Origin of the sequence: Paracoccus sp. NBH48 (genome assembly GCF_015390265.1) — a bacterium.
GTDB lineage: Bacteria > Pseudomonadota > Alphaproteobacteria > Rhodobacterales > Rhodobacteraceae > Paracoccus > Paracoccus marcusii.
Map to the genome: position 1 here is coordinate 1 of NZ_VUOJ01000001.1, position 18450 is coordinate 18450.

Annotated in this window: 20 protein-coding genes, 1 tRNA gene and 3 pseudogenes; 14 read left to right on the plus strand and 10 right to left on the minus strand. The window is 69.5% G+C overall.

Annotated elements, in window-relative coordinates; translation table 11 throughout:
- From F1642_RS00005 to F1642_RS00020, 4 genes are all read right to left on the minus strand, one after another.
- Positions 1-643, minus strand: a 643-nt coding sequence (locus tag F1642_RS00005) for an aspartate kinase (RefSeq protein WP_194885131.1), incomplete at its 3' end; no start/stop codon positions are given.
- A gap of 74 nt (positions 644-717) precedes the next feature.
- On the minus strand, positions 718-1122 hold the full coding sequence (locus tag F1642_RS00010) for a DUF1178 family protein (RefSeq protein ID WP_045981475.1): 405 nt from the start codon (positions 1120-1122) through the stop codon (positions 718-720).
- Between the two features lie 14 nt (positions 1123-1136).
- Positions 1137-2354: a 3-deoxy-D-manno-octulosonic acid transferase gene (locus tag F1642_RS00015; RefSeq protein WP_194885132.1), complete on the minus strand. Its 1218-nt coding sequence runs from the start codon at positions 2352-2354 to the stop codon at positions 1137-1139.
- A gap of 29 nt (positions 2355-2383) precedes the next feature.
- Positions 2384-2457, minus strand: a tRNA-Cys gene (locus F1642_RS00020).
- Between the two features lie 138 nt (positions 2458-2595).
- On the opposite strand from F1642_RS00020, the pseudogene F1642_RS00025 reads away from it, so the two are divergent.
- The 4 genes and pseudogenes from F1642_RS00025 (at position 2596) to F1642_RS00035 (ending at position 5721) form a co-directional block, all read left to right on the plus strand.
- Positions 2596-3250 (plus strand): annotated as a pseudogene (locus F1642_RS00025) (protein-L-isoaspartate O-methyltransferase).
- A gap of 83 nt (positions 3251-3333) precedes the next feature.
- Positions 3334-4317: pseudogene (locus tag F1642_RS00030) on the plus strand (TolC family protein); the annotation flags it as partial.
- A gap of 22 nt (positions 4318-4339) precedes the next feature.
- Complete coding sequence (locus tag F1642_RS16140) at positions 4340-4633, plus strand: TolC family protein (protein ID WP_370582723.1); 294 nt, start codon at positions 4340-4342, stop codon at positions 4631-4633.
- A 20-nt stretch (positions 4634-4653) separates the two neighbouring features.
- Positions 4654-5721 carry a hypothetical protein gene (locus tag F1642_RS00035; RefSeq protein ID WP_194885133.1) on the plus strand — a complete coding sequence of 356 codons (1068 nt, stop codon included), beginning with the start codon at positions 4654-4656 and terminating at the stop codon, positions 5719-5721.
- Positions 5722-5754: 33 nt separating this feature from the next.
- On the opposite strand, the gene F1642_RS00040 is transcribed toward F1642_RS00035, so the two are convergent.
- A complete protein-coding gene (locus F1642_RS00040; RefSeq protein WP_370582724.1) occupies positions 5755-6621 on the minus strand; it encodes a peptidoglycan DD-metalloendopeptidase family protein in 867 nt (288 codons plus the stop codon).
- Between F1642_RS00040 and F1642_RS16145 the strand changes: the two genes are divergently transcribed.
- Positions 6610-6981 carry a hypothetical protein gene (locus tag F1642_RS16145; RefSeq protein WP_370582725.1) on the plus strand — a complete coding sequence of 124 codons (372 nt, stop codon included), beginning with the start codon at positions 6610-6612 and terminating at the stop codon, positions 6979-6981. The two genes, F1642_RS00040 and F1642_RS16145, sit on opposite strands and share 12 nt — an antisense overlap.
- Here the strand turns inward: F1642_RS16145 and F1642_RS00045 are convergent.
- Complete coding sequence (locus F1642_RS00045) at positions 6921-7571, minus strand: protein-L-isoaspartate(D-aspartate) O-methyltransferase (protein ID WP_045981481.1); 651 nt, start codon at positions 7569-7571, stop codon at positions 6921-6923. The genes F1642_RS16145 and F1642_RS00045 overlap by 61 nt on opposite strands.
- On the minus strand, positions 7568-8377 hold the full coding sequence (gene surE, locus F1642_RS00050; protein ID WP_139598859.1) for a 5'/3'-nucleotidase SurE: 810 nt from the start codon (positions 8375-8377) through the stop codon (positions 7568-7570). Before surE ends, F1642_RS00045 begins: the two co-directional genes overlap by 4 nt.
- Before the next feature lie 170 nt (positions 8378-8547).
- Between surE and F1642_RS00055 the strand changes: the two genes are divergently transcribed.
- Together F1642_RS00055 and F1642_RS00060 are read left to right on the plus strand one after the other, a co-directional pair.
- Positions 8548-9462 (plus strand): sulfite exporter TauE/SafE family protein, encoded by a 915-nt coding sequence (locus tag F1642_RS00055; RefSeq protein ID WP_045981483.1) that lies wholly within the window; start codon positions 8548-8550, stop codon positions 9460-9462.
- Positions 9462-10361 carry a TIGR02186 family protein gene (locus tag F1642_RS00060; RefSeq protein ID WP_255522007.1) on the plus strand — a complete coding sequence of 300 codons (900 nt, stop codon included), beginning with the start codon at positions 9462-9464 and terminating at the stop codon, positions 10359-10361. The genes F1642_RS00055 and F1642_RS00060 overlap by 1 nt, the downstream gene beginning before the upstream one ends.
- A gap of 827 nt (positions 10362-11188) precedes the next feature.
- On the opposite strand, the gene F1642_RS00065 is transcribed toward F1642_RS00060, so the two are convergent.
- Positions 11189-12145, minus strand: coding sequence for an L-malyl-CoA/beta-methylmalyl-CoA lyase (locus F1642_RS00065; RefSeq protein WP_194885134.1), 957 nt, complete (start codon positions 12143-12145; stop codon positions 11189-11191).
- 163 nt (positions 12146-12308) lie between these two features.
- On the opposite strand from F1642_RS00065, the gene F1642_RS00070 reads away from it, so the two are divergent.
- Positions 12309-13169 (plus strand): D-amino-acid transaminase, encoded by an 861-nt coding sequence (locus F1642_RS00070; protein WP_194885448.1) that lies wholly within the window; start codon positions 12309-12311, stop codon positions 13167-13169.
- A gap of 50 nt (positions 13170-13219) precedes the next feature.
- On the opposite strand, the gene F1642_RS00075 is transcribed toward F1642_RS00070, so the two are convergent.
- Complete coding sequence (locus F1642_RS00075) at positions 13220-13972, minus strand: N-formylglutamate amidohydrolase (protein ID WP_194885135.1); 753 nt, start codon at positions 13970-13972, stop codon at positions 13220-13222.
- A 98-nt stretch (positions 13973-14070) separates the two neighbouring features.
- On the opposite strand from F1642_RS00075, the gene pyk reads away from it, so the two are divergent.
- The 5 genes from pyk to F1642_RS00100 all read left to right on the plus strand — a co-directional run bounded on the left by pyk (position 14071) and on the right by F1642_RS00100 (position 16763).
- Positions 14071-15516, plus strand: a complete 1446-nt coding sequence (gene pyk / locus F1642_RS00080; RefSeq protein WP_046000136.1) for a pyruvate kinase — start codon at positions 14071-14073, stop codon at positions 15514-15516.
- Positions 15517-15546: 30 nt separating this feature from the next.
- On the plus strand, positions 15547-15771 hold the full coding sequence (locus F1642_RS00085) for a hypothetical protein (RefSeq protein WP_194885136.1): 225 nt from the start codon (positions 15547-15549) through the stop codon (positions 15769-15771).
- Positions 15772-15879: 108 nt separating this feature from the next.
- Entirely contained in the window at positions 15880-16080 is a 201-nt protein-coding gene (gene rpmI, locus F1642_RS00090; RefSeq protein WP_042244892.1) for a 50S ribosomal protein L35, read from the plus strand.
- 15 nt (positions 16081-16095) lie between these two features.
- Positions 16096-16455, plus strand: a complete 360-nt coding sequence (rplT, locus tag F1642_RS00095; RefSeq protein WP_045981489.1) for a 50S ribosomal protein L20 — start codon at positions 16096-16098, stop codon at positions 16453-16455.
- A 125-nt stretch (positions 16456-16580) separates the two neighbouring features.
- Positions 16581-16763, plus strand: coding sequence for a CsbD family protein (locus F1642_RS00100; protein WP_045981490.1), 183 nt, complete (start codon positions 16581-16583; stop codon positions 16761-16763).
- A 57-nt stretch (positions 16764-16820) separates the two neighbouring features.
- On the opposite strand, the pseudogene F1642_RS00105 reads toward F1642_RS00100, so the two are convergent.
- Positions 16821-17430: pseudogene (locus tag F1642_RS00105) on the minus strand (LysE/ArgO family amino acid transporter).
- Between the two features lie 91 nt (positions 17431-17521).
- Here F1642_RS00105 and F1642_RS00110 point away from each other — a divergent pair.
- Positions 17522-18442, plus strand: a complete 921-nt coding sequence (locus F1642_RS00110; protein WP_046000139.1) for a LysR family transcriptional regulator ArgP — start codon at positions 17522-17524, stop codon at positions 18440-18442.
- The last annotated feature ends 8 nt before the right edge of the window (positions 18443-18450 follow it).

Genomic DNA, 18450 nt, shown 5'->3' on the forward strand with positions numbered 1-18450 from the left:
GCGTCTGCAGCACCTTGGCGCCGAGGGATGCCAGCTCCAGCATCTCCTCGAAGGCGATGCGGGGCAGCTTGCGCGCGCGCGACGTGATGCGCGGATCGGTGGTATAGACCCCGTCCACGTCGGTATAGATGTCGCAGCGTTCCGCATCGAAGGCGGCGGCGAACGCCACCGCGGTCGTGTCCGATCCGCCGCGGCCAAGCGTGGTGATGCGGCCTTCGGGCGACAGGCCCTGAAAGCCCGCGACCACGGCGACCTTGAAGCCTTCGGCGAACTTCTGGTCCAGGTTCTTGCGCGGGATGTCCACGAAGCGCGCGGCCGAATAGGCGGCGGTCGTGTTGATCGGCACCTGCCAGCCCTGCCAGCTGCGTGCGGGCACGCCCATCTCCTGCAGGGTCAGGGACATCAGGCCCGCGGTCACGTTCTCTCCGGAACTGACCACCGCGTCGTATTCGCGCGCGTCGAACAGCGGAGAGGTCTGTTCGACCCATCCGACCAGTTCGTTCGTCTTGCCGGACATGGCGCTGACGATGACGATCACGTCATAGCCCCGCTCGACCTCGCGCTGCACCTTGCGGGCGGCGTTCTTGATCCGGTCCAGATCGGCCACCGAGGTGCCGCCGAATTTCATTACCAGAAGCGGCATCAAGGGCCTCCAGCCAAAGGATGTGCGTCGGCGGGGCTTTTAGGGGCGGTGCGCGCGAACCGCAAGGGGCGGCGCTAGTTCGTCTTGGGACGCGGGACGAAGGGCAGGGGGGCCACGGGAACGCCGTCCTCGATCAGCTTGCGCGCATCCTCGGGGCGGGCCTCGCCATGGATGGCGCGGGCGGGCCGCGTGCCCTCGTGCATCGCGCGGGCCTCCTCGGCGAAGGACAGGCCGACATAGTCGGAGCTGGTCTCGATCTTGCGGCGCAGCGCCTGCAGGGCGGCCTCGGCCGGGTTGCGGGGGGCGGTCAGGGTCTTGTCGCTGACCGCCGGGGCCATCAGCGCCCGGTCGACCTTGGTCGCGCCGCAAACCGCGCAGCCGACCTGACCCGCATCGCGCATCGCCTCGAACCCGTCCGAGGACCGGAACCAGCCGTCGAAATCATGCCCCTGGTCGCAGCGCAAGGCATAGCGGATCATCGCAACAACTCCTGTCAGATGATCCCTATATCGGGTCCGCCGGGGGCGCGTGCAAGATCGTCCAGCCGCGCGATCAGCGCCGCAGGATCGCCCGCCCGGTCCACCAGCACGGCCCGCGCCGCGCGGCCCATCGCACGGGCCTCGTCGGGCATGTCGGTCAGCCGCGACAGGGTCGCCGCCAGATCGCCCGCGGGTCGCGCCGCGCCGTGCCCGTCCAGCGCATCGAAGGCCTCGACGAAGTTGCCGACATGGGGCCCGTGGATCAGCGCGCAGCCATAGGCCGCAGGCTCCCACGGGGTGTGGCCGCCATGGTCCTGCAGGCTGCCGCCGATGATGCAGATCCCGGCGCGCGCGTACCAGCGCGCCATCTCTCCCAGGGTGTCGGCCAACAGCACGCCGCCCGGCGGCGCATCGTCCGCGCCCACGCTGCGGCGCGCGAAGGACAGGCCGCGCGTCGCGATCAGTGCCGCGATGGCATCGCCCCGGTCGGGATGGCGCGGCGCCAGGATCAGGCGCAGGTCGGGCCGGGCATCACGCAGCGCGGCAAAGGCGTCCAGCACTGGCCCGTCCTCGCCCTCATGCGTCGATGCCGCCAGGATCACCCGGTCGCGGGCCGCACTGTCCGGGGGCACGGGCTGCGCCGCCGGGGCCAGCAGCTTGAGGTCCAGCCGCGGCAGCAGCGCGCGATGCGGCAGGCCCAGGTTCAAAAGGCGCGCCTCGCTGCCCTGATCCTGCGCCGACAGGGCCGCGACGCGTCCCAGCATCGGCCCGATGATGCGCGGAAACCGCGCCCAGGTGCCCGCCGACCGTTCCGACATGCGCGCGCCGATCATCGCCTGGCGGATGCCGCGTTCGGCCAGCAGGCGCGACCGCAGCGGCCAGAACTCTCCCTCGACGGTGATCGCCAGCGCGGGGCGCGCGGCATCCAGGAACCGGGCCAGTGCGCCGGGCAGATCCAGAGGCGCCAGCCGCGCGGGCAGGCCCCAGTCCTGCGCCAGTGCGCGGCCCGTCTCGCTGTTGGTGGTGACCGTCAGGGGGTGGCGCGCGGCCAATGCCTCGATCACCACGCGGGCCGAGGTCAGCTCTCCGACGGATGCGGCATGCAGCCAGATCGCGGCGGGGCCGGGCGCGCCCGTGCAGACCAGACGCTCGCGCAGCGCCCGCGATCCGCCCAACCGCGCGCGCAGGCAAAGCGCGGCCTCGGCGATGCGGGTCGTGGCGTCATAGATCATGCAGGAAGGTCCCCTCGGTCAGGATGAGGTGGAGGCGGGTACCGGAATCGAACCGGTCTTCACGGATTTGCAATCCGGTGCGTAACCTCTCCGCCAACCCGCCGCCGTCGAGAGTGGCCGTGTCCTAGCGGATTGCCGCGACCCTTGCAAGACGCGAAGCGCGGGGCCGATGTCCTGCGTTGCCCAACTGCGGGAAACATGGCAATAGTCGGCCAAACAGGTCCAGCAGAGGTTCCCCGACATGAGCGATTTCGCCGCGCGCCGCACGACGATGGTGGATACGCAGGTGCGCACCAGTGACGTCACCAAGTTTCCCGGTGATCGACGCGATGCTGACCATTCCGCGCGAGGAGTTCGTTCCCGCCAGCCGCCGCTCTGTCGCCTATTCCGGCGAGAACCTGGACATCGGCCACGGCCGCGTCCTTCTGGAGCCGCGGACCCTGGCCAAGATGGTCGACGCGCTGGACATCCAGCCCGACGAGCTGGTCCTGGACCTGGCCTGCGGCTATGGCTACTCCGCCGCCGTCATGGCGCGCATGGCCGAGGCCGTCGTCGCGATCGAGGACGACGCGGAACTGGCCTCCGAGGCCGAACAGCGCCTGTCGGAGGCGGGTATCGACAACGTCGCCGTCCTGCATGCCCCGCTGACCGAAGGCGCGCCCAAGCAGGGGCCCTATGACGTGATCCTGATCGAGGGCGCGGTCCAGGACATCCCCGCCGCCATCGTCGAGCAGCTGCGCGAGGGCGGCCGCGTCGCCGCCCTGTTTGTCGAGGGCGCGCTGGGCGTCGCCCGGATCGGCACCCGGCAGAACGGCCAGCTCAGCTGGCGCTATTCGTTCAACGCCAAGGCGCCGATGCTGCCCGGGTTCGGCCTGCAACGCGGGTTCGCACTGTGACCCCGCTTGCGCGGTTTGCAGGGGGTGCGCTGCTGGCCTTGGCCGCGGCACTGCCCGCCCGCGCCGAATCGCTGGCCGACACCATGGTGGCGGCCTATCGCCATTCGGCGCTGATCGAACAGAACCGCGCCGTCCTGCGCGCCGCCGACGAGGATGTCGCGGCCTCCGTCGCGGCTCTGCGCCCGGTCGTCGAATGGGTCGCGCGCCAGTCCGCCTCGCGGACCGAGGGGGGTACGACCGTGCGCTCGACCTCGCTGTCCCTTGGCGCGCAGCTGACGCTTTATGATTTCGGACGCTCGCAGCTGGCCATCGACGGGGCCAAGGAACAGGTTCTGGCCACACGACAGGCGCTGGTGGGGGTCGAACAGGACATCCTGCTGGCCGCGACCGTCGCCTATTTCGACGTGCGCGAGGCTATCCAACAGGTCGGGCTGCAGGAAAACTCGGTCGACGTGCTGTCCAGCGAGCGCCAGGCCGCGCAGGACCGATTCGACGTGGGCGAGATCACGGTGACCGACGTGGCGCTGGCCGATGCGCAGCTGGCGGCGACCCGTGCCGCGCTGGCTGCCGCCAACGGCCAGCTGGAGATCGCGCGCGAGGCCTATCTGGCCGTGACCGGCCGCCAGCCGGGTCGACTGGACGCGCCGCCGCCGCTGCCCAACCTGCCCGCCACCCTGGACGAGGCACGCCAGATCGCCCAGCGCACCCACCCCGCCATCGGCCAGTCGCAACGCCAGGCCGCCGCGGCCGAGATCGGCGTGGCCGCCGCCGCCGCCGAACGCAACCCGACCCTGTCGGGCACGGCCAGCGTCGGCGTGACCCGCGCGCCCGAAGCCAGCCTGGGCGGCCGCTATGGCAGCCGCAATTCGTCGTCTGTGGGGCTGGAACTAAGCCAGACGCTGTATTCGGGCGGGCGCCTGTCGGCCGCGCATCGCCGCGCGATGGCACAGCGCGACCAGGCGCGTTCGGCGCTGCTGAATACCGCGCGCCAGATCAGCCAGCAGGTCGGAGAGACCTGGGCGAACATCGCCGTCGCCCGCGCGCAGATCACCGCGATCAACCAGCAGATCTCGGCCGCGCAGCAGGCCTATGACGGCGTCCGCGAGGAGGCGCTGCTGGGTGGCGCGGACCACGCTGGATGTGCTGGACGCCGAACAATCGCTGCTGGAGGCGCGGGCCGACCGGATTTCCGCGGAATCGAACCTGCAGTTAGCTCATTATCAACTTCTGGCTGCTATGGGTCTGTTGACGGTAGAAAACCTGCAACTGGGGATACCCACCTATGACCCATCGCAATATTACAATGCTGTGCGGGACGCGCCCGCAACCAGCAAGCAGGGCGAAAGCCTGGACCGCGTGCTGCGCGCCATCGGCCGGAACTGATCCGGCCCCGGCGGTGCGCCATGACTGAGGCGCGCCGCATGACCCCCGTCGAGGATTCGGCGACCGACACCCCCGCACCGCGGCGCAGCGCCGCCAAGGCCGCTGCGGCGCCCAACGCACCGCGCCGCCGCAGCGCCAAGGCTGATGCGGCCGCCCCCGCCACCAAGCCTGCCCGTGCCAAGGCCCCCCGCGCCAAGGCCGACCCTGAGGCCAAGCCCGCCCGCGCGCGCACCCGCAAGGTCGCGCCGGCGCAGCCCGCTCAGGTCGTCACCCTGCCGGTCCTGACCCAGGATCAGCCGATCGGTCAGGCCGCCCAGGAAATCGCCCGCATCCGTGCCGAAATGCAAAGCATCCGGCACATGATCGACGGTCAGCCCGTGACTCACAGCGACGCGCGCCCGATGCTGCACCGCCTGTCTCAGGATCCGACCCCGCGGGGCATGCTGGCGGGCAGCACGGCCTCGGTCATCCAGCTGACCCCGCATCTGCGCAGGGCGGTCGCGGATCTGCCTGACGACGGCGTTCCGTCGTCGCGGCCCCGGCGCACAACAGGCAAGGCCCGCGGCAGGACGGCAGCGGCACTGGCCCTGCCTGACGCGGTCGTCGAGGCGCCCATCGCCGATGCCCCGACCGAGGAGGTCGTGGCGCCTGCCGTCGCACCGGCGGTCATCCCAGCCGCAGCGGCGCCCCGGTCCCGCATCGCACGGCTACTCTCTGCCTGGGGCGACTGGCTGCTGTGGCGCCTGCTGCCGCCGGCGATGCCCGCCCAGGCATCCGCACAGGATGCGGCTGTCGGTCCTGCGCAGGTCCGCGGATCAGCGGCCGCCGATGTCGTCCCTGCGCCGCAGGCCCATGCGCCCGCGGGCGACGGTCCCGACCGTCCGCAGGCAGACGATGCCGCCGCGCTGTCGCATCTGCCGGTCGCGCAGATCGTTGCCCAGACCGTTGCGCAGATGATGGACGACAAGACCATGCGCGCCCCACCTGCAGGAGATGATCCGCGAGGAGCTGGAGGGAGAGATGGGCGCCCGCTTTTCGGGCAACCTGCGTGCCGTGGTGCGACGCGAGATCGCCACGGCGCTGGATGAACGGCTGACGCATCTCTGATCCCCGTCCGGGGATCAGTTCAGGTACCGCTCGGGGTCGACGCTTTCGAACCCCCGGCGGATCTCGAAATGGACGAAGCCCGCGTCGCCCGCCTGGCCCAGGGATTGTCCCGCGCTGACGCTGTCGCCCTTGGCGACGGCGACATCGCCCAGGTTGGTATAGACGCTCATCAGATCGCCCTCGTGGCGGACCACGATGATCGGCGTGCCCGCGCTGTCGCGGGTGATCGCGGCCACCTGGCCGCTGCCTGCCGCGGTGACCGCCGTGCCGCCCGAGGCCGCGATGTCGATCCCGTCGTTCTGGCCCTTTTCATAGACCCGGATGATCGACCCCTGGACCGGCATGCGGAACTGGCCGCCGCCCGATGCCGCGGTCCGCGTGGATCCCAGGTCGGTTTGGGGCGTATCTGGCGCGGGGGCGCCCGCGGGTGGCGTCTCCTCGGCGGGCAGGGGACGCGTGGCCGAGGGCGGGGTCGGGGTCGGGCTGCCCGCGCCGGGGGCGGTCGTGGCCAGCCTGTCAGGTTTCTGGCCGGGCTGCGGCACCAGAAGACGCTGGCCGGTCCGCAGGCTCATGTCGCCCGGCAGGCCGTTCCAGTTGGCCAGATCCTGGACGCTGACGTCATAGCGGCGGGCGATGGCCCAGGCCGTCTCTCCGGCGGCGACGACATGCTCGCCCGGGTTTGCAGCGGCGGCAGGGGCCGGGGCGGCGCGTCGCGCCGTGGGGCCGGCCGGGGCGCTGCCGGCAAAGGGGTCGGTCACGATTGCCGTGCCGCCACCGGTCGCGGCCCCCGCGGGCGCACCGGCGGCGACCTGCGTCGGCAGGACCAGGACTGCACCCGCCAGCAGGGGCGCGTCGGCAGGCAGGGCGTTATGGGCGGCCAAAGCCGCCGCATCCAGCCCAAGCCGCGCGGCGATCGATGCGGGCGTGTCGCCCGCCTGGGCGACCGCGACCTGGCCGCTGGAAAAGCTGATGACGCCGCGCGCGTCGGGCGCCGGACGGGGTGCCGCGGCTGCGGCCGCGGGGCGGTGTCCATGCCTCCGATCAGCCCGCGCAGGTCGGGGTCGAAACTGCCGTCCGACCCGCAGGCCGTCAGCGCCAGCACGGCCAGCATGGCGCAGCCGGTCCGAATATCACGTCTCGTCATGGTCCTGTCCTCGGCCTGCCTGGTGGTGGCCGGGGGTCATGTCTGGCCCAACCCCTCGACCAGCGGAACGAACCGCACCTGCCGCAACTCGTCGTAATCGAAACCCTCTTGGGTCCGCGTCACGCGGATCAGGGTCTGGACCGCGTCCGACTGTCCGACAGGCACCACCATGATACCGCCGATCTTCAGCTGTGCCAACAGGGGCCCGGGCGGATCCTCGGCCGCGGCGGTCACAAGTATGCGGTCGAAGGGGGCCTGGTCGGGCAGGCCCCGCGATCCGTCGGCCACCTGCGCGATGATGTTGTAGAGGCCCAGTTCGCGAAAGATCGCCTCGGCCTCATGGACCAGGCGGCGGTGGCGGTCGACGGTGTAGACGCGCCGGCACAGTCCCGACAGGACCGCGGCCTGGTATCCCGAACCGGTGCCGACCTCCAGCACGGTGTCCCGGGGACCGACGTCCAGGGCCTGGGTCATCAGGCCGACGACCGAGGGCTGGCTGATCGTCTGGCCGCAGGGGATGGGCAGGGGGGTGTCCTCATAGGCGCGGTCGGCGAACTGGCCGCGCACGAACAGGCCGCGGTCGATCCCCTCCATCGCGGCCATGACCCGCGGATCGGTCACCCCGCGGGACCGCAGCTGAAAGACGAACCGCATCTTGCGTTCCGCGTCGTCGTCCTCGTCGCTCATTCGGCGGCCCGTACCAGCGGATCGTCCAGCGCCGCCGCCAGTCGGTCCAGCGACGCATGGCAGGTCAGGTCCGCCCGCATCGGCGTGACCGAGACGAACCCCTCCATGTTGGCGGCCACATCGGTCCCGTCGCGCGCCGGCGCCTGCTGCGACCCGCCCGCGATCCACATGAACCGGCGCCCGTTCGGCGCGCTGTAGGGCTGGGCGGCAAAGCGCGATCCCTGGCGCTGGCCCTGGGGTGCGACGCGTAGGCCCCTTACCTCCGCGGCCGGGACCGGCGGAAAGTTCACGTTGTAGAACAGGCGGAAGTCGGCATCCGTCGACCAGTCGCCATGATCCAGAAGGCGGCGGATCACCGCGGCGCCATGCGTGCGCGCGCCTTCGAAGGGGTCGGCAAGGTCCGCGGTGCGCGGGCCCAGGTACTGCGACAGCGCGATCGCGGGCAGGCCCTGCAGCGCGGCTTCCATTGCGCCGCCGATGGTGCCCGAATACATGGCATTCTCTCCGGCATTGTTGCCGCGGTTGACGCCCGACAGCACCAGGTCGGGGGCCGCGCCCACGATGTCGCCCAGGGCCGCCAGCACGCAGTCGGCGGGGCTGCCCTCGGCGGCATAGCGGCGTTCGGCCAGGCGGGCGACCATGGTGGGGTGGGTATAGCTGATGCAATGACCCACGCCCGACTGCTCGAACGCGGGCGCGACGGTCCAGACCTCGCCGTGCGGGCCGGCCAGTTCGGTGGCGATCTGGTGCAGCACCTCCAGGCCCGGGGCGTTGATCCCGTCGTCATTGGTGATGAGAATGCGCATCCTGTCCCCTGTTCCGGCTGACCGCGCCCCTGCGCACGCGGATGTGACCCGATCTGCTTAGCGGGGGCGGCTTTCTGCTTCAACCCGTTCCTGCGCCGCAGGGCGGAAGCGGTTTGACGTCGGGCGCGCCGCGTTGCATCGTGGGACGGTGCGCAACGGGCCGGGATGCGATGCAGATCTTTCTTCCCATCGCCGAAGTCTCGGTCAACGCCTTCACCCTGATGGGGTTGGGCGGGCTGGTGGGCGTCATGTCCGGCCTGTTCGGCGTCGGTGGCGGCTTCCTGATCACGCCACTGCTGTTCTTCATCGGCATCCCGCCCGCCATCGCGGTGGCGACCGGCGCGAACCAGGTGGTCGCATCGTCGGTGTCGGGCGTGCTGGCGCACATGAAGCGCAAGACCGTCGATTTCCGCATGGGGGGCGTCCTGCTGGCCGGCGGCATGGTCGGATCGGGCCTGGGGGTCGTGGTCTTCAACATCCTGCAGCAGTTGGGCCAGGTCGAGCTGGTCGTCCAGCTGTGCTATGTCGTCTTCCTGGGCCTGATCGGCGCGATGATGCTGCAGGAGAGCCTGCGGGCCTTGTTGCGCGCGCGCCATCCCACGGGGCGGCGGCGCCTGCACCAGCACATGTGGGTCCACCGCTGGCCGCTGAAGGTCAAGTTCCGTGCCTCGGGCCTCTATATCAGCGTCATTCCGCCCCTTCTGGTCGGGGTTGCGGTGGGGGTTCTTGCCGCGATCATGGGCGTCGGCGGCGGCTTCATCATGGTGCCCGCGATGATCTATCTGCTGGGCATGCCCACCAAGGTCGTCGTGGGAACGTCGCTGTTCCAGATCACCTTCGTGACCGCCTTCACCACGCTGATGCACGCGGTCAGTTACAACACGGTCGACGTGATGCTGGCGGTGCTGCTGATCGTGGGGGGTGTCATCGGCGCGCAGATCGGCACCACGCTGGGCGCGCGCCTGCGGGCCGAGCAGCTACGCATCCTGCTGGCGCTTCTGGTGCTGGCGGTCTGCGGCAAGCTGGCGCTGGACCTGTTCCTGACACCTGACGACCTGTTCGTCATCACCACGCGGGGGCAATGATGCGGGGGGTCGTCCTGGCGATGATGCTGGCGCTGCTGCCGGGCGCGCTGATGGCGCAGGGGGCCGGGTCGACCATGCCCGCCAACCCTGATGCGGGCCTGATCCCCCCGGTGGACGCCCCCCAGGTCTGGCCGCTGTTCCCCGATCCGGGGTCGCCGCGCGGAGATCCGGTCGCCCCCGCCGACCAGGGGGGGGAGCAGGTGGTGGCGGGCCTGTCGAACAGCGCCGTGGCGATCACGACCAGCTTCGATGGCAGCGACATCCTGATCTATGGCGCCGTGCGGCGCGAGACGCCGATTCCCGACGGCCCCCTGGACGTGATCGTGACGATCGAGGCCCCGTCCGAACCGCTGACCATCTGGCAGAAGGCCCGCCGCTTCGGCATCTGGGTCAATACCGAACGCGTCGATGTGGGGGCCGCGCCCAGCTTCTATGCGGTGGCGACGACGCGGCCCCTGGACGACATCCTGGCGCCGGACTGGGACAACCGCTATCGCATCTCGCTGCCGCTGGTGCTGCGCGCCTTTGCCGGCGCCCCCGAGGTCGAGGATACGCTGCCCTATACCCAGGCCCTGCTGCGCCTGCGCCAGCAGAACGGCCATTACCGGATGGAGGAGGGGGCCGTGACCCTGGTCGAGGACACGCTGTTCCGCACAGACATCCGCCTTCCTGCCAACCTGATCGAGGGCGATTACCGCGCCCGCATCTTCCTGCTGCGCGAGGGGGCGGTGATCGACGCCTATGGCGCCGCGATCGAGGTGCGCAAGGTGGGTCTGGAACGCTGGCTGTACCGTTTGGCCTTCGACCAGCCGCTGCTCTATGGCCTGATGTCGCTGGCGGTGGCGGTGATCGCCGGCTGGGGCGCCTCGGCCGCGTTCAGGAAGCTGCGGCGCGCGTGATCGCCGATCATCTTGGCTGCGGGGCAGCGGCGTAGGGTCTCCCTGCAATGTTAATTCCGCGTCTGCACGTCTTCATGGGCTTACGCGGCAATCGTCGGGGCACTGCATGATACAGCTTGCAGCCATTCTGGCTGTCGAGCCTTCCGGGGTATGCCATCCGCGGGATCGATCAGTCGGCCTGATCGGCAGGCCAGCGCATGTGGTCAATGCATCCTATGGCCCAACGTCGTTGATCGTCGAGGCGGAACTGGAGGCTTGGAGCCCGCTTGAATGCACGGCATCGGGTGGTGCAAGATCCAATGGTGGACGACGGACCGCAGACGGCGGCAGCGGAGGGCGGTGCTCGATATTTCAAGGTGGCCGACGGCGGGCCCGTCGGAGGACCGGAACTGTTCCAGCGTTTGGTTGGTGGGAGCAACCCAGAGGGTCATTTTGTCCCTGGCAAGCCAAATTTGGACCTGCATCGGCCGGATGGCTGTAGAAGCAGCAATGCTTGCGAATGAGGAACCGCGCTGCGCTTGCGCTTCCGCCGCCACGCGGTAACGCCCGCTAAGGCGACGCACGGGCCGGTGCGCCAGTTGACGGCGCGCGTCGCGTCACCCTTCGGACATACCGGGATGCGCGGTGGGCGGTGCTGCTGGAGTTCGAGGGAAGCAAGGTTCAGGGCGGCTGACCGGGATGGCTGTAGTGGCCGGGACCGTCCATGGTCCGACCATCGGCAGGCCTCACCCGCGGTCATGCGATAAGGCCCCGCGATCGCTCGCGGGGCCTCTCCTCCCTCGTGGTGCGGGCCGTCCCCCTCCACTGGTCCGGCCCGCGGGGGGTCTTCAGGCGCCGATCAGGTCGGACTGGCGCAGGGTCACCTCGGCCTGCTTGATCGACGCAATGTCGACCAGGCGGCCCTTGTAGACGGTGGCGCCGGCGCCTTCGGCCTTGGCCTTCTCCATCGCGGCCAGGATCTCGCGCGCCTCGGTGACGGCGGCCTCACTGGGCGAGAACACCTCGTTGGCCAGCGCGATCTGGCTGGGATGGATGGCCCATTTGCCGACCATGCCCAATGTGGCGCTGCGCAGGGCTTGGGCGCGGAACCCCTCGGGGTCGCTGAAGTCGCCGAAGGGGCCGTCCACGGGCAGCAGCCCGTGCGTGCGGCAGGCCGCGACGATGGCGGTCTGGGCCCAGTGCCACGGATCGGGCCAGTATTTCTGGCCGTCCCGGATCATGTAGTAATTTTCCTGCGTGCCGCCGATGCCGGTGGTGGCCATGCCCATGGACGCCGCGAAATCGGCGGCCCCCAGGCTGATCGCCTGCAGGCGCGGGGACGCGGCCGCGATCTCCTCGACATGGCAGATGCCGGCGGCGGATTCGATGATGACCTCGAAGGCGATCGGCTTGGTACGGCCCTTGGCGCGTTCGATGGCGGTGACCAGCGCATCGACGGCATAGATGTCGGCCGCGCATCCCACCTTGGGGATCATGATCTGGTCCAGCCGATCACCAGCCTGTTCCAGAAGATCGACCACGTCGCGGTACCAGAAGGGCGTGTCCAGCCCGTTGATGCGCACCGACAGCGTCTTGGTGCCCCAGTCGACGTCGTTGATCGCCGCGATGATGTTGGCGCGGGCCTGGTCCTTGTCGGCGGGCGCGACCGAATCCTCCAGGTCCAGGTTGATCACGTCGGCGGCGGAGGCGGCCATCTTGGGAAACAGCGCCGGGCGCGAGCCGGGACCGAACAGCTGGCAGCGGTTCAGGCGCGCGGGCGGCAGGGGTTGCTGGCGGAAGCTCATGGCAGGGTCCAGTTCGAAAAGATTTGCGTCGCAACAAGCAATAAAGTTGCGCTGCGGTTGCGGCAAGATGTTTTTCCGCGATGCGGCATCGGGCGCGGTTCTTGACGCGCAGGGGCTTTGGGCGCAGGACCGGGCCCGAACACGCGACGGCACGGAGGCAGCGATGACGCGGACGGTCTATGTGAATGGCGACTATCTTCCCGAGGATCAGGCCACGGTCTCGGTCTTTGACCGGGGGTTCCTGATGGCCGACGGCGTCTATGAGGTGGTCAGCGTGCTGGGCGGCAGGCTGATCGATTTCGACGGGCACATGGTCCGGCTGAAGCGGTCGCTGTCCGAGCTGTCCATCGCCAATCCGCTGTCGGATGACGACTATCTGGCCGCCCACCGCGCGCTGGTGGCGCGGAACGCCATCACCGACGGGCTGGTCTATCTGCAGGTGACCCGCGGCAATCCGGGCGACCGGGATTTCGCCTATCCGCCCGCGGACACCGCGCCGACGGTGGTGATGTTCACGCAATCGAAGCCCGGCCTGGCCGACGCGCCCGCGGCCAGGACCGGCTGGAACGTGGTCAGCGTCGAGGACCTGCGGTGGGGTCGGCGTGACATCAAGACAGTGCAGCTTCTCTATCCGTCCATGGCCAAGATGGAGGCCAAGGCGCGCGGTGCGGATGACGCGTGGATGGTCGAGGACGGGCGCGTGACCGAGGGGACCTCGAACAACGCCTATATCGTCACGGGCAACACCATCGTCACGCGCGAGCTGAGCCACGACATCCTGCACGGCATCACCCGCGCGGCGGTGCTGCGCTTTGCCCGCGAGGCGCAGATGCAGGTCGAGGAGCGCAGCTTCACCATCGCCGAGGCGCAGGCGGCGGACGAGGCGTTCATCACCTCGGCCTCGGCCTTCGTGATGCCGGTCGTGTCGATCGACGGGGCGCGGGTGGGCGCGGGCACGGTCGGCCCGGTGGCCACGCGCCTGCGCGAGATCTATCTGGAAGAGAGCCTGAAGACCGGGGTCTGAGTTGCGTCCCGCGACGGCGGGGGGCCAGCCCCCCGCACCCCCCGGCGGCGTCACAACCTGCTGTCGGCCAGCACCTTCGTGATCACCGGTGCCAGCCTGTCGGCCCAGATCTGCTGGCCTTCGGGGGTTGCGATCAGGTCGTTGCGGACCTCGATCAGCATGTTCGGGCGGCCGTGGCGCAAGGCGTGGCGATCGACGCTGTCGCCGTCCAGATGCCCGTCATAGGGCTGGTTCTCACCGGTGATCCAGCCCTGATCGCGGCAGGCGGCGACCATCGCGGGGCCAAGGCGCGGATCGGCATGCGAATAGAGGATGCCGACCTGCCACGGCCGAGGCGGGCGCCCCCGCAGCTGCGGCGTAAAGCTGTGGACCGCGCAGATGCAGCGGTCCGGGTGCAGCGCCGCGACCCGGGCCAGCGCGGCATGGTAGGGGCGGTGCAGCCGGTCCAGCCGGCGCTGGCGTTCGGCCGCGTCCGCCAGGCGGTTCGTCGGGATCACCGTCCCGTCATAGAGCCGCATCAGCAGGGTGGGGTCATCCTCTCCGCGGTTCGGGTCGATCACCAGGCGCGAGAAATCGGACAGGATCGCCGGCGCGTCCAGCCGTTCGGCCAGCCGTTCGGTCAGCCCGGCCGCGCCGACGTCGTAGGCGATGTGGCGGGCCATGTCGGCGGGCGCGATGCCCAGGGTGCCGCCGCCGACCCAATAGGGCACGCGGTTCGTGGCGTGATCGCAGGTGATCAGCCACCGCGAGGGGCGGTCCTGACCCAGGATGCGGAAGGGCGTCGCTGTCGTGTCATCGGTCATGATGCAGGCTGTCTACGACGGATGGCGGACAGACGCCAGTTGCCGACCATCGGCATTTGCGGCATAGATAGCGCTAAACCTGAGACAAGGGCGGGATGATGAGACGACATCGCAACGTGAAGATCGTGGCAACCCTGGGACCGGCATCATCGTCGAAAGAGATGATCCGCGCCCTGTTCGATGCCGGGGCCGACGTGTTCCGCCTGAACATGAGCCATGGCAGCCATGACGATCACCGGGCACGCCACGACACGATCCGCGAGATCGAGGCCGAGACGGGCCGTCCCATCGCGATCCTGGCCGACCTGCAGGGCCCCAAGCTGCGCGTGGGTCCCTTTGCCGCCGGGCCGCACGAATTGGCCGTGGGCGATCATTTCCGCTTTGACTTGTCGCCCGATCTGGGCGACGCGACCCGCGTCTCGTTGCCGCACCCCGAGATCTTCGCGGCCCTGATCGAGGGGTCGGAACTGCTGGTCAACGACGGCAAGATCCGCCTGACGGTGCAGAAATGCGGCCCCGATTTCGCCGATTGCGTGGTCACGGTCGCAGGTGCGATCAGCGACCGCAAGGGCGTGAACGTCCCGGACGTGGTGCTGCCGCTGGCCGCGCTGTCGGACAAGGACCGCGCCGACCTGGAATTCGCCTGCGAGTTGGGCGTGGACTGGCTGGCCCTGTCCTTTGTTCAGCGCGCCGAGGACGTCGAGGAGGCCAAGACCCTGGCCAAGGGTCGCGCCGCGATCCTGTCGAAGATCGAGAAGCCCGCGGCCGTGCGCGCCTTTGACGAGATCCTGCAGGCGTCCGACGGGATCATGGTCGCGCGCGGCGACCTGGGCGTCGAGCTGCCGGTCCATTCGGTGCCGCCGATCCAGAAGCGTCTGGTCCGCCTGTGCCGCAGCGCCGCCAAGCCGGTGATCGTGGCCACGCAGATGCTGGAATCGATGATCGACAGCCCGATGCCAACCCGCGCCGAGGTCAGCGACGTCGCCAACGCCATCTATGAAGGCACCGACGCCGTCATGCTGTCCGCCGAGAGCGCCGCCGGCAGCTTCCCGGTCGAGGCGGTGCGCACGATGGACAACGTCGCCCGGTCGGTCGAGGCCGACCCGAACTATCGCTCGATCATCGAGGCGGCGCGCAAGGCCAGCCTGTCGTCGGTCCCCGACGCCATCGTGACCGCCGCGCGCGAGATCGCCGAGACGACCGACGTGGCCGCCATCTGCGCCTTCAGCCAGTCGGGCAAGACGATCAGCCTGATCGCCCGCGAACGGCCCCGCGTGCCGATCCTGGCGCTGTCGCCGATCCTGACGGTCACGCGCCGCATGGTGCTGACCTGGGGGACGCATTGCGTGACGACCCCGCGCATGTCGCGCTTCAAGGAGGCCGTGATCATCGGCACCCGCGCCGCCCGCGAATACGGCTTTGCCGACGAGACGCGGCAGGTCGTGGTGATGGCGGGCGTGCCCTTCAACGTGCCGGGCACGACGAACATCCTGCGCATCGCCCCCTGCGATGACCGCTTGATCTTCGCCACCGACCCGGAATAACGCTGGGGCCTTGAAACCCGGGGGGTGGTGATGTCCGATCTTCTTTTGCTGGCAGGGGTTGCTCTGTGCCTTCTGTCCGTGGTGCTGGCGGTGGTTCAGCTGCTGCAGACGCAGCCGCCGCGCGCGGCGATCCTGGCGCTTCTGGGCGGGATCGTGCTGCTGTTCGCGGGGTCCTGGATGGATCCCGAACCCTTCAGCCCGGCCGACATCCCGGCCGCGCTGGACACGGTCACCGGCGGCGCGCCCGCGTCCTGACCCCTTGCGCATTCCCGCGCGCCTGTGTAAGGCGACGCTTCCGTTCCCGTGCGGCCGGCCGACATGGCATTGCCGAGCCGCGCGTTCACTCTGATGAAGGAGATGAAAATGCCGAAGATGAAGACCAAATCCGCTGCCAAGAAGCGGTTCTCGATGACGGCCTCGGGCAAGGTCAAGGCAGGTCAGGCCGGCAAGCGCCACGGCATGATCAAGCGCACGACCAAGTTCATTCGCGACGCGCGCGGCACCACCATCCTGTCGGATGCGGATGCCAAGATCGTCAAGAAATACATGCCCTACGCTCGCTGATCAGGAGAACCACACATGTCCCGCGTTAAATCCGGCAAGGTGACCCACGCCCGTCACAAGAAAGTCCTTGATCAAGCCAAGGGCTACTATGGCGCGCGCTCGCGCAACTTCCGCACCGCCACCCAGGCCGTCGACAAGGCCAACCAGTACGCGACCCGCGACCGCAAGAACCGCAAGCGCAACTTCCGCGCGCTGTGGATCCAGCGGATCAACGCCGCCGTCCGCGCCGTCGATGCCGAGATGACCTACTCGCGCTTCATCAACCTGCTGTCGAAAGCCGGCATCGAGGTTGACCGCAAGGTCCTGGCCGACCTGGCCGTGAACGAACCCGACGCGTTCGGCGCGATCGTGGCACAGGCCAAAGCCGCCGCCTGATCGCGGTCACCGCATTGCCGCAAAGGCCCGTTCCCGATCCGGGGGCGGGCCTTTGTCATGCGCGGAACCCGCATGCGTGTCGGGCGTTCATTCCCCACAGAGACACACCCATCAAGGAGATCCCCATGGGCGAGATGACCGACAAGGCGAAAGCCGCAGGGAACAAGCTGGCAGGCAACGTCAAGGAGGGCATCGGCAAGATGACCGACAACGAGCGTCTGGAAGCTGAAGGCAAGGCCCAGCAGGCCAAGGGCACCGCACAGAACGTGTCGGGCACCGTCAAGGGCAAGCTGGGCGACGACATCTGATCGTCACCCATTGTCTGGAAAGGCCCCGCGATTGCGGGGCCTTTTTCATGTGGTGCGTCACCTCAGCAGCAGCTTGGCGGCGATGGACCACATGACGACGGCGATCACCGCCTCCAGGATGCGCCAGGCGGTGGGGTTGGCAAAGACCGGGCCGCAGCCAAGCGGCGCCATAGCCCAGGGCGAAGAAGAACAGGAACGACCCGGTCACCGCGCCCGCCGCGAACGCGTCGCGGTCCTCTGTGAACCGGGTCGAGATCGTGCCCAGCAACACGACCGTGTCCAGATAGACATGCGGGTTCAGCCATGTCAGCGCCAGGCAGGCCAGCACCGTTCGCCGCAGCCCGCCCGGTCCGCGCCCGCCGCCTGCCTCCAGCGCCCCGGTCGCGCTGATCGCCGCGCGCAGGCTGCGCGCCCCGTACCAGATCAGGAACGCCGCCCCCGCCACGCGCATCACCGGGTCGATCCAGGGCAGCAGCTGGGCGATGCGGCCAAAGCTGGTGACGCCCAGCACGATCAGCACCGCATCCGACAGCGCGCAGGTCAGGCAGACCGCCAGCACGTGATCCCCGCGCAGGCCCTGGCGCAGCACGAAGGCGTTCTGCGCACCGATCGCCACGATCAGGCTGAGGCCCGTCATCAGGCCGGTCAGAAAGATCGCAGGGCTCATGGGGCGTCTCCGGTCATGGGGTCGCGGTTGATCTAGCCGTCCGTGGCGGATTAGACAAACTCATGCTGCTAAGGGCGGGTAAGGAAAACTGATGCTGGATTATGCCGCTGCCCGTGCCGTGGCGACGATCGTGCGGACCGGCAGCTTCGAGGCCGCGGCGCGGGCCCTTGGGGTGACGCCTTCGGCGATCTCGCAGCGGGTCCGCAATCTGGAGGAGCGGTTGGGCACCGTCCTGATCCGTCGCGGACAGCCCTGTACCGCGACCGAGGCCGGAGCGCGCCTGTGCCGCCACATGGACCATGTGGGCATGCTGGAACAGACCTTGGCGCAGCACCTGCCGGGGATGGCCGACGGGGATGCCGCGCGGGTCACGGTGACGATCGCGACGAATGCCGACAGCCTGGGCACCTGGCTGATGCCCGCCCTGGCCGCCCATGCGCGCGACAGCGGGCACCTGTTCCAGATCGCCATCGACGACGAACAGCACACCGCCGATGGGCTGCGGCAGGGCAGGGTGCTGGCCGCCGTGACATCGCTGGACAGCCCGGTGCAGGGCTGCGCGGTGCGGCCCCTGGGGCGGCTGCGCTATCACGCGACGGCCAGCCCCGATTTCATGCGGCGGCATTTCCCTGACGGGGTGACGGCGGCGGCGCTGGCAGGTACGCCGGCGCTGGCCTTTGATCGCAAGGACGGGCTGCAGCTGGCTTGGGTCCGACAGGTCACGGGGCAATCGCCGGTGCTGCCCGCGCATGGCCTGGCCTCGACCCAGGGTTTCGTGGATGCGTGCCGCGCGGGGCTGGGCTGGGGGCTGAATCCCGAGATGCTGGTCGCCGATGATCTTGCCTCGGGTCGGCTGGTGCAGATGGTGCCGGGCACGCCGCTGGACGTGTCGCTGTACTGGCAAATCGGGCGGTTGGCCGCGGATCGGCTGTCCGGGCTGACGCGCGCGGTGCAGGCGGCGGCGGTCGCGGCCCTGCTGCCCGCGACATCTGGGCCGCTGTCCAACGGTTGACCCGCAGC